6 protein-coding genes are annotated in these 13,322 nt (G+C 60.6%); 2 read left to right on the forward strand and 4 right to left on the reverse strand.

Going from position 1 to position 13,322, the window contains the following annotated elements:
- From JNN07_13435 to JNN07_13445, 3 genes are all read right to left on the reverse strand, one after another.
- Positions 1-753: a DUF1080 domain-containing protein gene (locus JNN07_13435; protein ID MBL9168740.1), complete on the reverse strand. Its 753-nt coding sequence runs from the start codon at positions 751-753 to the stop codon at positions 1-3.
- 171 nt (positions 754-924) lie between these two features.
- A complete protein-coding gene (locus tag JNN07_13440; GenBank protein MBL9168741.1) occupies positions 925-3,360 on the reverse strand; it encodes an ATP-dependent DNA helicase in 2,436 nt (811 codons plus the stop codon).
- A gap of 370 nt (positions 3,361-3,730) precedes the next feature.
- Positions 3,731-5,122 carry a Gfo/Idh/MocA family oxidoreductase gene (locus JNN07_13445; GenBank protein MBL9168742.1) on the reverse strand — a complete coding sequence of 464 codons (1,392 nt, stop codon included), beginning with the start codon at positions 5,120-5,122 and terminating at the stop codon, positions 3,731-3,733.
- A 305-nt stretch (positions 5,123-5,427) separates the two neighbouring features.
- On the opposite strand from JNN07_13445, the gene JNN07_13450 reads away from it, so the two are divergent.
- Positions 5,428-6,330, forward strand: a complete 903-nt coding sequence (locus JNN07_13450; GenBank protein ID MBL9168743.1) for an AraC family transcriptional regulator — start codon at positions 5,428-5,430, stop codon at positions 6,328-6,330.
- A gap of 31 nt (positions 6,331-6,361) precedes the next feature.
- Here JNN07_13450 and JNN07_13455 read toward each other — a convergent pair whose 3' ends face one another.
- The gene (locus tag JNN07_13455) at positions 6,362-9,613 is read right to left on the reverse strand and encodes a hypothetical protein (protein MBL9168744.1); all 3,252 of its coding nucleotides are present in this window, start codon (positions 9,611-9,613) and stop codon (positions 6,362-6,364) included.
- Between the two features lie 254 nt (positions 9,614-9,867).
- Here JNN07_13455 and JNN07_13460 point away from each other — a divergent pair.
- A partial coding sequence (locus JNN07_13460) for a hypothetical protein (GenBank protein ID MBL9168745.1) occupies positions 9,868-13,322 on the forward strand: 3,455 nt, incomplete at its 3' end.

Genomic DNA, 13,322 nt, shown 5'->3' on the forward strand with positions numbered 1-13,322 from the left:
TCAATGTTTCTGATCCAGGCGTTTGACTTGAATGTTGCGATAGCGCACGAACTCTTGGGTGTGATCGCCCCCGCCGTGGACTTGCAGGGCGATGCCGCCCCTGGCGGGATGGCGGATTTCCTTCTCCTGCCATTCCATGATCTTCACACCGTTGATCCAGGTGGTGATGTGCGGGGGATTGTTCTCAATCCGGGCGCGGAGCTCGTTCCACTGGCCATGCCGCCAAAAATAGGGCCACGCTTGAGGAAGAACGGGGAGAGCCACGGGCGGCACCCCGGTCGGTTTATCGGAAATCTCCGTCACCTTGTCTGTGAAGCTGAAGTTCCTCACGTGCGGAGTCCCCCCAAGTCCCTCGCCGTAGATGCCCATGAGATTTCCACCGGCATGATAATCGATCATGGCTTGCCAGGCTTTGCCGTCCTCCGTGCTGCGCAGGAATAGACCGCTGTCCGGACCGAAGTCATTCTTCATCTCCAGCTTCACCTCAAAGTCGCCAAATTGCTCGTCGGTGATGATGATGCCACCGTTTCCCTTAATGTCCTGCGAACCTACAATCGCCCCGTCCTCGATGACCCACTTGCCGCCCGTCTGATGCTTGCTGACGGCGCTGTGACCGGTTTTTGCGCTGATATGCCAGCCGGACAGGGATTTGCCGTCGTAGATGGAAACGAAGCCGTCGTGCGGCTTCTCTTGCGAGGTGGCAAACGAGAGCGATAACCCGACCAGAGCGAGGGGAATCAAATGGCGTTTCATGGTCTAGATTTAACGAAGATCAGCCCCGGTTTGTTCAAGCAGATTGTCCGCCCGGTAGGGGGACGAGTCTTCGTGAGGCGGTGGATCCCCCTGCGGCCCGAAGACTGACGTTCCGCCTTCGCGGGGAGCTACGGCGTGACGAGCGTCTCCTACAGGGAGGGGACGGAATTTCTAACGGAGTCCCAGCCAGGCTGATTCCACCGCTTGGGTAAGAGATGGGGTGTCGGTGACTCGCACGGGATGCCACCATGGCGGGAACAGTTGACGGTAGCGAGGTTCGGAGAACCGTGAGTCGATCAGCAACACGATGCCTCGGTCGGTTTCGGATCGGATGACTCTCCCGATGGCTTGCAGCACCCGATTCATACCGGGGAACGTGTAAGCATACTCAAAGCCCGAGCCGTTCTGTTGTTCGAAGTGGTCACGGATGACATTGCGCTCCGCGCAGAGTTGGGGAAGGCCCACGCTTACGATAATCGCTCCAATCAACCGTTCGCCCACGAGGTCGATCCCTTCTCCAAACACGCCACCCAGAACCGCAAAGCCCAGGACAGTTTCATCGTGCTCAACGGAGAAGGACGCGAGGAAATGATGGCGTTCCAGCTCGGTCATCCCGGGATGCTGGGTGACCAACCGGATGGAGGGATGGTTGATCTGAAACAGGTTTAGGACGTCGCTGAGGTATTGATAGGAAGGGAAGTAGACAAGGTAGTTTCCGCGACGTCCCCGCACCAGGGTCGCGATAGCGGCGACGACGTCCGAAATGGAGTGAGCTCGCTTTTTGAAGGAAGTGTTAATTCGGTCGTGAATCAGTACACTCAGGTTTTCGGGAGGAAAGGGTGATCCGAGTTGGACTACCCGATCCTCCATCGCACCGCCGAGCAGATGGCGATAATAGTCGATGGGAGTGAGGGTGGCGGAGAAGAAAACCGTTGCCTTGCCTCGAGTCATGGCTTCTCGGAGCAGAGCTGACGGGTCCATGCAGAAGAGTCGAATCTTCATCGCCGGCCCTCCCTCGTCGAGGAGTGTGGCAAAGTGGTCGTCGTACAGTTCGGCTGTGCGGCGGAATGCCCTCAGGCGGAAGTAAAGCGCCAGCAATCTCTCACGGAACTCGGCAGGCTGATTCCGCACGAGCCACTTCTCTGCCTCCAGGAGCGCTTTGTCCAGAGGGTTGATAAGCCCTGGAGGAAAGGCCTCACAGCGACGAGCGGGCAGGGTGCCCGGTTGGGAAGGGGAAGTGTGCGTCGGGAAGAGGTCCAACTCCAGTGCCGGGTCCAGCTCGTCGCTATCGTCGGGGTAGCGGAACTCGGGATCGGCGAAGTTTTGCAGTGCCTTGTAGAGTTGGTTGAGCGCCCGTGCGCAGCGCGGAGCTGCTGATTTGACCGCGCGTTTGACCTCCTGGAGTTCCTGGCTGTCCAGGTCGGCGGAGAACATATCTCTGGCGCGGTCGACCAGGTTGTGGGCTTCGTCCACGAGGAAGGCGTAATCCCCGGACTCTTCTTCGAAGAATCGACGTAGGTAGGCCTGGGGATCGAATACGTAGTTGTAGTCGCAGATGACCAGGTCCGCCCAGACTGCAGTATCCAGTGAAAGCTCGAAGGGACAGACTTGATGCTTTTGCCCCACTGCTTCGAGAGCGGCTCTGGTGATCTCCTCCCGGCTGAGGACGTCGGTGAGCGCTGGGCGCAGGCGATCGTAGTAGCCGATAGCCAGGGGGCAAGTCAGTGCATCGCAGGGATGGCCGTCCCGCACGCAGACCTTTTCCTTGGCTGTTAGAGTTACGGAGCGGAGCTTCAGCCCGCTCTGGCGCAGGTCCGAGACCGCCTTCTCGGCGATGGTGCGGCCAACGGTTCGGGCGGTGAGGTAGAAGAGATGTTCGAGCCTGCCTTCGCCGAGAGCTTTGACGGCTGGGAACAGCACGGAGAGAGTCTTTCCGATGCCGGTTGGTGCCGAGAGAAACAACCGTCCACCCTTGGCTACGGTGCGATAGGCGGCAACTGCGAGTTCCCGCTGTCCAGATCGGTAGGCCGGGAATGGGAAGGTCAGCGCGCGAATGGACTGGTTGCGCGTTTGTTCCCAGCGCTGCTGAATCCGAAGCCAATCCACGTAGAGCGTGGTGGTTTCGGTGAAGAACGAGGACAGTTCGGCCACGGTGAGCGTCTGCCGAAACTCGGTCACTTGATCGGTCTCCAGGTTGAGATACGAGAGTTGGATGACGATCGGATGGGGATTTCCCAGCTGGGCGTAGAGGAAGCCGTAGATCTTGGCCTGAGCCCAGTGCAAGGGATGAGCGACCGGATCAGATGTTCCTACTACCGTCTTGATCTCTTCGATCAAGGTCTCAAGTGGTCCTGGTAGCACGCCGTCGATGCGGCCACGGATGTGCAGGATGAATTCGCCGGCGTCGATGTGATGTTCGACTGAGACCTCGGTTTGGTACTCGGAGGGACGGCTGCGCTGGAGTTTCTGGTGTCCGCGGATCCCTGCCATTGCACGATCGGAACCGACGAACTGGCGTTCCACCGCAAGATCACCCCGTCGCAGGACGAATTCGACCAAATCGCGAACCGGGACCGTGTGGATGGGTTTGGCGACCGGCTCGTTCATGCCTGCGCACCTCGTCGTGGCAGGCGTTTTTCCGGGGACGAACGACGGGTGGCGGGAGGGCTTGAAGCGGCGATTTGAAGGGCTTGTGCCGGTCGCTTTCCAAGCGACCGATGCTGGGGGACAGGGACTAATTGGGTTAAGGGCACAGGCAGGGTGAGATTTCCTTCACGCGACCGGGTTGATGAATACTTTGGCTCACGGAGGGATGCAAGCTGTGCTCGCGGTGCTCGGGGGCTGGGGGAACGTCCGGGGAGGCACGTTTCTACAGTTGTAGTGCGGGCCGGGTCGTGGGCACAAAAAATCGCCTCAAGTAATCCCTGATCGGGATGGCTTGAGGCGATGCGGTAAGGTCTTGGTCGAGGGTCGTCGCTTAGTATTCCCGATCCTTCTTCACGCCCGGCATGGGGACGGGGTATAGGCCGTTGGCGTCCGAGGTGACCGGGGGAGGCGAATCCATCGTCCACTTGTCGATTCCAGGAGCGTACTCGTGGGGGTGGTTGAGCATGTCGTCGTAGCGGATCTCCTGACCGGTATGGGCGGCCATGCGGCCCATGGAGGTGACAACGCTCGCCTGCACGCCGAAGGGAACTTCGTTGTAGGGCTTATCGTTCCGAATCGCGTCCATCAGGTCGTTCCACTCATTCAGGTAGGGATCGTTTTCGCTCGGATCGACCTTGGATTGCCACAGTGTGCTTTCGCGGGTGGGAAGTTGTCCCAGGTGGATGCTGGAGGGGCCATTATAGTCGCCGGTCTTGGCAGCGACGGCCATGCCCTTAGTTCCGTGGACGTGGCTGAAATACATCGGATGCGCGCCGGTGTTGCAGCGTCCGTCCATATAGAACTTGGACCCGTCCTCGAAGGTGTATTCGACGGCGTAGGAGTCGAAGTTCTGGTCGACCCAGGGATCGCCCTCTGGGCTGTTGCGGTAGTGTCGACCGCCTAGTCCGTGAGCCTTCACGGGCCAGGAGTTTTTCATCCAGCACAGATGATCGATATGGTGGATGTAAAAGTCGCTGTAGCAGCCGCCGCTCGCCCAGAGGAAACTGTGGAAGCGAGAGATCTGCCACAGCAGTTCGCTGGGTTTGCCTGGCCAGCGCTTCGAGAAGGCGGAGGCCACAGGTCCGTGCATGCGGTAGCCACGCATTAGCAGGACGTCGCCAATTTCACCGTCTTGCACCCGCTTGTGCAACTCTTGCAAATGGCGGGCGTGGCGGGACATGAGGCCGACACCGACTTTCAGGTTCTTAGCCTTGGCTTTTTCCGCCAACTCCAGCATGCGGCGGCTGGTGGGACCGTCCGCGGTCACCGGCTTTTCCATGAACACGTTCAGCCCCTTTTCGATCGCATACTGGAAGTGGACCCAGCGGAAGGCGAGGGGAGTAGTGAAGATGGCCACATCGCCTCGCTTCATGGAATCCATGGCCTGTTTATAGCCATCGAACCCGATAAAGCGCTTGTCCTGAGGGACGTCGACGCGGTCGTTGAATTTGTTCTTAAGAGTGCTGTAGCTGTTCTCCAGCCGATCTTCGAACACATCCACCATGGCGCTCAGCGTCACCGGACCCTTTTTGGTGGCGAGGGCGTTTCCGACCGCACCGGTGCCGCGCCCACCGCAACCGATGAGGGCGATTTGAATCGTGTTGTTCTCAGCGGCGTGCACGTGCGGCAACACCACTCCCGCAAGCGCGGAGGTGGCGGCGACGGCGCCGGCAGTTTTGATGAAGCCACGTCGCGTGGTCACCGGATGGTCAGGGGTAGACATAGATTATGGGGGATGACGCACCGATTTGGAGATTAATTCAAGAAATTTGGTGTGGTTGCCGCTGATTTTTGGGGGGCTGGACTTCCTAAGAGGCGAGAAAAAGAACCCTTGCTCGCGGCCATGGCTGAGCTAGCGTGACCGGGACCTGTCGATTGTTGTTAACGATACGTTCACATGGAGAAGAAGTGCCAGTCAGCTCAGGCTGACAACGATCTCCCTTCCAGCTATGAGCGCGGGCTGCCGGCGTGGGGGTGTTGGGGGCCGAATTGGCGGCTCGAGGCTTTGTCTTCGGAGGCTTGCCTGCCATGATCCACTCCGCCACCTCGGAACCTCTCTTGTCCCTGAGTCAGGATGCCACGATTCCGGGTTCTCGCGCCAAGTTTGTGGGGGTTTGTTCGGTCGCCGCCGAACCTCGTCCCTGGCTAGAAGGATTTGCCCGCCAGGTCGCTTTGGACCGGGTAGGGCTTCTCCACGTGGGCATATCGGAGGTTCGTGTTCCGTATCGAATCGTAAGACGATGCCAGACCACCATTTTCTTCCTCGCGGTCTTCGCCGGTGAGGGTCGCGTTTTTATCGACGGTTCCTGGAAATCGGTTCCCTCGGGTCACGGATGTCTGCTTCCGCCGCACATGTTTCACGCCTTTCACGCTGTTGGGCGGGCTCCTTGGCGATTCTGCTGGGTGTGCTGCCCCCCGGACCATTTGGAGGTCCGTTCCGCCTCCCCTCGCCTGGCCCGTTTCGATCCAGAGCCCCTGAGGCACGCTATCCAGGGACTTCTCTGTGAGTGTCGTGACGGAGGCGCGGTTTCTCACGCCACCGCCTGGGTGCATCTCATCGACGGGTACCTGAAGCGATTCGCTCAACCTGAGTCGGCGGACCCCACTTTTACCGCGCTGTGGGAGCGCGTGAATGAAAACCTAGCGGAGCCTTGGTCCCTGGAAAAGCTGGCGAAGTCGGCGCATTGTGGGATTGAACTCCTGAGACGGCGATCTCAGGAAGCCTTTCATCGGAGCCCCATGCACCAAGTCATCTACCTGCGTATGCGACGCGCGGCCGAGCTTTTATCCACCACTCAGGAGAAGGTTGAAACCATTGCGACGACGGTCGGCTATCGGAACCCCTTTGTGTTCTCCAGCACCTTCAAGAAATGGATCGGCTGCACTCCTTCGGCCTACCGGGGTTGGCCCGGGAAATGCAGCCGATCCTAGAAGCCCCATCAGCGGGCTTGCTGATCGCGGTTCATTGGACCACCAGGCGGTAAAACTGCGGTCCCGTCGCCTCCGGAGTGCGAACGCCGGTGTAGCTGCCGGCCGTGATGCCGGAAGCCAAAGGCGTCCAGTCGACCAGATTGCCTGATTGCTGGACCTCATAGCTCAGGCCATCCACTGGCACCCACTGGAGGGTAAATTCGGCGGGGGTGGGACCCAGCGCGAGGGTGAGGTCATTCGGAACCGAGTAACTTTTGCGTTCCAGGCTGAAGAGGCCCTTGACCTCCCCGTCGCTAAGGGTGCGGTCATAGATCCTCAGCCTTCCGATCGTCATCGAGCCGCGCAGGGCGCTGGTTGGGGCTCCGTTGTCATCATTTTGAGATCCGATCCGAATGGGCAGGGGTTGTTGGGCGGTATCCAGCACCCAGGTGTTGAGTGCCCCGGTCACCTTGGTCGTGGCGACGCTCCCCTCGGAGAACACTTTAGCGGTTCGCGATTGAGGATCGTACGAGTAGGCGACATGGGTCCATCGGCCGGCCACCACTCGGCCGCTCCAGCCGACATCTGCTCCGCCCCAATGGCCCACGGCTCCAAAGGTCGTGTTGGCTCCATGGTTGAACGAGAGATTCGAACCATCCGGCCCGCCCCGACGGCCCCAGGCCACAATCGTCTCTTCGTCGGCCAGCGATGGGTTGTAGATCCAGGCGTCGATAGAACGGGCGTTGTTCCCGGCGATGAACGGAGGGGTCGCCGGTCCGGTGTAGAATGCGGCGGAGCCGTCCAGCGTCAGGCCGCGCATTCCGGCTATCTCCTCGACGACTCCGGGGGCCTCCTGAGGCGCTACGAAGCTGCCCCCGAGAGGACCTTGGTTGACCCATTCGGTCTGCGTGCCCAGCTCGAGCGCGGCGGCGTCCACGTAGACGATGGGGCCGCGGGTTGGGGAAGGGGTGCTCGAGGCCTTGTTGGGATCGGCACCGTTGGCCACCTCGCGGAAGTCATCGAATGAATCGCCATCGGAATCCGGTTTCAAGGGGTCAGATCCGGCGTTCTGGGCATCTACCAAAAGGCCGGTGCCGGTCTCGGCACGGTCGCCCAAGCCATCCCCGTCGGTATCGAACTTCAGCGGGTTTGTGGGGGCGGCTTGATTGTTCACCTGACGGTTCACCTCGGCGCCATCGGTCACTCCGTCGCCATCGGAATCCGGATTGTCGGCAAGCGTTCCGGCTCTGAACTCCCCGAGATTGTTCAGGCCGTCGTTGTCGGCGTCGAGGACGGCATCCCCAGCCACGTTCAGATCCAGGAAGGAGTAGCGCAGCTCATACCAGTCGGGAATACCGTCACGATCGGTATCCGCCCAGAGCTGCGGTCGCTCCTCGCTGAACTTGGATCGGATGAAAGTGGAGTCGAGCACCCGGTCGTAAATGCGGAGACGGGCCAGGCTGAGCGATCCTCTGAGGTTGGTGGTGGGAGTGCCGTTCGGTTCGTTTTGTGAGCCAATCCGGAAGGGCAGCGGTTGCCCGGCGGTATCAACTCCCCAAGTGTTGAGGGGGCCGCTGACCTCGGAACTTGCCAGTTCTCCGTCGGAATAGACGGAAGTGGTTTTGTTGACAGGGTTGTAGGTGTAGACCACATAGGTCCAACGTCCTACCGCCAGCTTTCCATCCCATCCCAAATCAGGTGCGCCCCAGTGTCCCACGGCGCCATAGGCGGGGTTCGTTCCGTGATTGAAAGAGAGGTTGGTTCCGTCGCCGCCGCCGCGGCGTCCCCAGGCAACAATCGTTTCTTCGTCCGCGGCGGCCGGGTTGTAGATCCACGCCTCGATGGATCGGGCGCTGTCCCCCGTTAGGACGGAGGGAACTGCGGGCCCGGTGTAGTAATTTACCCCCCCGTCGAGGTTAACTCCGTTCACCCCATCGACGGTCTCGATGTTCGCGGCGGCGCCTTCGGCGGCCACAAAGCTTCCCCCCAGGGGGCCGGTGTTTTGCCACTCGGTCAGCGGGCCGGCCTCCAGGGTGGTAGCATCCAACTCAACAAAGGGGCCACGGTCGGCTCGGGGAAAACTGTTCGAGTCTGTCGGGTTGGTGAAGCTGGCCACTTCACGTCCATCGTCAAAGCCGTCGCCGTCGGTATCCTTTTTCAGCGGGTCGGTCCCCGTGTTGGAAGCGTCGGTGAATGTCCCGCTGCCGGTTTCCACGGCATCCCCCAAACCGTCCTCATCGGTATCGGCCTTGGCCGGATCGGTGGGCGCCGCGAGGTTGTTCACCTTGCGGTTGACTTCGGCCGCGTCCGCAATTCCATCGCCATCGGTGTCAGGTATGGTCGGATTGGCTCCGGCTCGGAATTCCTCTGCGTTCGACAGGCCATCCGAGTCGGCGTCCAGTGCCCCGTCGGCTGGATCATTGGGGTTGAGGGCGTGGAGCACTTCAAACCAATCGGCAGCGCCGTCTCCATCCGAGTCGATTTCAAAGCTCGGCTTCTCTTCCAAGAACTTGGCCCTGATTTGTTCCTCGGTGAGCGCTACATCGTGCATGCGCACGCGTCCTACGGTAATGTTGCTGGGCAAGTCCGCGCCGCTCAGCAAGCCGGCGGCGGTGGTTTGACGTCCGAGGCGAAACGGCACCGGTTGGCCAGCCTCGTCGGTCGCGTGGGCGTTGATGACTCCAGGGGCAAATTCTTTGGTGTTGGCGATCTTCCCATCGAAGTAAACGGTGCCTTTTTGAGTTGTCGCATCGAACGAGTAGGCGATGTGGGTCCAGCGGCCGAAGGCGATCTTCTCATTCCACCCCATGTCACCGGCGCCCCACTGTCCGACGGCCCCAAACGCGGGGTTCGTGCCGTGAAGAAGAGTCCCGTTGCTGCCGTCAGGTCCACCTCGCCTCGCCCAGGAGATGATCACCCCGCCGTCCTGCGGAGCGTCGTCGTAGATCCAGGCCTCGACGCTCCGACTTCGGTTGCCCTGGGCGGCGAGAGTTGTGTTCGGACCCACGTAATGGGTATCGGCTCCGACCAGGGTGACACCTCGTACCCCCAGGATAGCGCTTACTTCCGGGGTAGTGCCTCCGGCGGAGGTGAATTCTCCTCCCACGGTTCCGGAATTCGGCCAGGCTTGGAGCGGTCCGATGCTGAGTTGGGTGGAGTCGAGGTCAATGATGACTTCCCCGTAGGCGGTCGGGAGCCAGACTCCCAGGCCAGCGGCAAAGGCGAAGGAGAACTTGGTCCTTAGGATTCGGGAGGCGAGGGATCTTCCGGTAGAGGAGCCATCGAGTGGGCGGCGTGGTTTCATAGTTCGGGTTGGGTTTGAGTGGTTCCTGTTGTGAAGGATTGCGTGGAGTGCGGCAAGCTTGGAGGGATATCCGAAATACCACATCACCTATCCAGAATGCGTTTCCGGTCGGCCTTCCTCCTGTCCCGCCCGATCCAAGTGAAGGGCGCTGTTCCCGCCGGGCCTGTCATCCAACCGTCACCGTCAGTGGCGGTCTACGGACATCAGATTTTGCTCGATTCTTGCCAGAGGGTCCTTCTAATTTTCACTCACTCATGAAGGTTAACCACTCTTCCGACTCCCACAGGGTTCGTGTACTCTCGCTGACCCCGTTTGGGAATTCTGCCTCCCAGGAACACCTTGAACACGCGAACTGTTCATCCCGCGGCCTCCGTGCGCCGCGAATTTTCGGCCTGTGGCGGAGTTTGGTGGTGCTCGCTCTGGTGACGTTGCTGGGTGCTGGCTATGAGGATGCTCGAGGTCAGTCTTCGAATCCAATAGTCGAGGAGAACCTGCTTCCTGGGACGTTGCCTTCCGTCTGGAACCCTGACAGCTCGGTTCCCACCATTCGCGGATTTACCAGCGAGGTGAGCGTGAACAAGGGAGAGCCGATCACCTTCTACGTGCAGACCCCGGCCGATTCGGGGATCTTGTATGATCTGGTGGTTTACCGACTTGGTTATTATCAGGGACGGGGTGCGCGAGAGGTGGCCCGCTTCGCTGGCACCTCCGTGGATCAGCCCGCTTGCCTTGAGACCGCGACCCCGTCCCTGGATCCGGCGACCGATGCCCGGCAGTTTGCCCGTCTGATCGATTGTGGAAACTGGATCCCTTCCTGGACCTGGAACACACCGGCGAATTTGGTGTCGGGCCTGTTCATGGCCAAGGTCCGGCGGCGGGACACGGGGATCTCCTGCGGCATCTTTTTCGTCGTTCGTGACGACGCGCGGAGTTCGGACATTCTTCTCCAGACATCCGACACCACCTGGCAAGCCTACAATTACGGTCCCGCGTATTATGGTGGGACTATTCCTCCCGAGCGCGCGATGGATGGCCATAGTGTTTACGATTTGTTCAACCCGCGCGCCTACAAGGTGTCTTATCGTCGACCGCATCTCTGGGTGTTGACCAACTCGGTGGCGCCGTACACGCAGATCGTGGGGGACAACACGGTCGGGAATGTGTTGCGCTATGGTGAGGAGTATCCGCTGATTCGTTTTCTCGAAGCGAATGGGTTTGATGTTTCGTACACCACCGGTCGGGACAGCGATCGTCGCGGCGAACTCATGAAAAATCACCGGTTGTTTGTGACCAGTGGCCACGACGAATACTGGTCGCTTCAGCAGAAAGTGAACATCGAGGCAGCCCGCGATGCCGGAGTGAACCTGGCCTTTTTCTCAGGAAACACCGCCTTCTGGAAGATTCGCTGGGAGGATGACCATCACACCATGGTGGTCTACAAGGAGCGAAAAGGGCCGAAGCTGGATCCGCTGCCTGGAGTATCCACCGGGCTGTTTCGGGATCCGCAATTCGGTCCGCCGCTCTATGACGGCTATCAGCCCGAGAACGCCACGACCGGCCTGCTTACCTCCCGCCCAACGCACACGGAGTTCTCCTTGGAGGTTCCCGAGCCGGACGGTAAGTTGCGTTTTTGGAGGAATACGTCGGTCGCTGCGCTGACGGCCGGCGAGTCGGTGGTTTTCGATGGGTTGCTGGGCTATGAGCTGGACGGTGATGTCGACAACGGGTTTCGCCCGCCGGGTTTGTTTTATCTCTCGACTACGGATGTGACGAATCAGGATAGCTCCAGCTTCGAGTTAGGCACGGCGTCGGCGATGCATCATCTCTCCCTCTACCGAGCCGCCAGCGGTGCGCTCGTCTTCTCCGCTGGCACCATGCGTCTCCAGCGCTCGTTGGCAGGCTTTTATAATCAGGCTCCCGCTCCGGCGGACCCGCGGCTGCAACAGGCCATTGTAAACTTGTTCGCGGACATGAATGTTCAACCGGGCAGTCTTCTCGCGGGGCTAAGTCCGGCTACTCGATCCACCGACTTCACTCCGCCAACGGCCCAGGTGACCGGACCTGCGAACGGGAGTTTTGTGACGGTGCAGGATACGGTGGTCGTTTCCGGGACCGCTGCCGACGTTGGAGGCCGGGTGGCCGCGATCGAAGTGTCCACCGATGGAGGTGCGAGCTGGCATCCGGCGGTCGGTCGCCAGGCGTGGACTTATCGCTTCACCCCTTGCAGCGCCGGCTCTTATGGACTTCGGGCGCGGGCTGTAGATGACAGCGGTAACCTGGGTGTCGCTTCCCCGGTCGTTCCCATCAACGCGAGGGTGGCAGCAGTGAATGACTTTGTGGCGAACGGAAGATTCGACTGCGGATTTGACACCATCATCGGCGGGGGCATTACCAACCAGCTCGGCCTGGGCTGGTTTCAAAGGTCGCAGTCGGGCTCGCGTCTTCAGTTGGCTCAGGGTGGACTGATACCGGGAGTGAGCCTGCAGCGAGTCGTGGCTGGAGGCAGCCAGGACGGCATTGGCCAGAACCTGACATTGGTTCCCGGACGGGAGTACGATCTGACGGCGAGAGTTTATATTGAGAGAGGGCGGGCTGTGCTCGGTATCGGACGTCCGGATCAGGCGCCCGACTTGTCGATCTCCCTGGTTCAGACGGGGCGGTGGCAGACGGTATCCGTCCCGTATTCGCCCACCCAGGCGGCCTGCACCTTGATGATCAGCAGTGAAGGGGGGCCTGCGACTTTCAAGGTCGATGACGTGGCCCTTGCCCCTCGTTCCACTGGCCCTGCCGACGAACCTCCTACCATCAGCTCCATCGGTCCACGTACCATCGACGAAGACAACTCGACCGGGCCGATTGGATTTACAGTGGCGGATGCTGTGACCCCGGCCAGTGCCTTGACGGTGACCGCCACTACCTCGAACCCTGGGTTGGTGCCCGTGGGGAGAATTGTGCTGGGGGGCGGGGGGGCCAATCGAACAGTGACGATAACGCCCTTGGCCAATCAATCAGGAGCCGTCGACGTGACATTGAGGGTTGTTGACGGCATCGGCGGGAGTGCATCGACCTCCTTTAGCGTCACCGTGAATGCGGTGAACGATCTACCGACTATTTCGGCGATTGGCTCGCCGACCATCGAGGAGGACGAAACGACGGGGGCGATCCCGTTCATGGTGGGTGACCTTGAGACTTCTGCTGGTGCGTTGACGCTGCAGGCGACGAGCTCGAACACGGGCCTGCTGCCGGTGAACCGGATTGAGTTTGGCGGCGGTGGGGCCAACCGGACGGTGAGGGTGGATCCGGTGGCCAACCAATCCGGAACCGCGCAGGTGACCCTGACAGTGAGTGACGCGAACGGAGGGACGGCTACCCGATCGTTCACGCTGACGGTGACGCCGGTGAATGATCTGCCGACCATTTCGGCGATTGGCTCGCCGACCATCGAGGAGGACGAGACGACGGGGGCGATCCCGTTCATGGTGGGTGACATTGAGACTGCGGCGGGCGCGTTGACGCTGCAGGCGACGAGCTCGAACACGGGCCTGCTGCCGGTGAACCGGATTGAGTTCGGCGGCGGTGGGGCCAACCGGACGGTGAGGGTGGATCCGGTGGCCAACCAATCCGGAACCGCGCAGGTGACCCTGACAGTGAGTGACGCGAACGGAGGGACGGCTACCCGATCGTTCACGCTGACGGTGACGCCGGTGAA

Source organism: Verrucomicrobiales bacterium, assembly GCA_016793885.1.
In the GTDB taxonomy this organism is placed as follows: Bacteria; Verrucomicrobiota; Verrucomicrobiia; order Limisphaerales; family UBA11320; genus UBA11320.

Excerpts from the sequence above, each read along its gene's own strand:
- JNN07_13450 (MBL9168743.1), top strand. The coding sequence starts at position 5,428 with ATGATCCACTCCGCCACCTCGGAACCTCTCTTGTCCCTGAGTCAGGAT.
- JNN07_13455 (MBL9168744.1), bottom strand. The coding sequence starts at position 9,613 with ATGAAACCACGCCGCCCACTCGATGGCTCCTCTACCGGAAGATCCCTC.
- JNN07_13435 (MBL9168740.1), bottom strand. The coding sequence starts at position 753 with ATGAAACGCCATTTGATTCCCCTCGCTCTGGTCGGGTTATCGCTCTCG.
- JNN07_13445 (MBL9168742.1), bottom strand. The coding sequence starts at position 5,122 with ATGTCTACCCCTGACCATCCGGTGACCACGCGACGTGGCTTCATCAAA.
- JNN07_13440 (MBL9168741.1), bottom strand. The coding sequence starts at position 3,360 with ATGAACGAGCCGGTCGCCAAACCCATCCACACGGTCCCGGTTCGCGAT.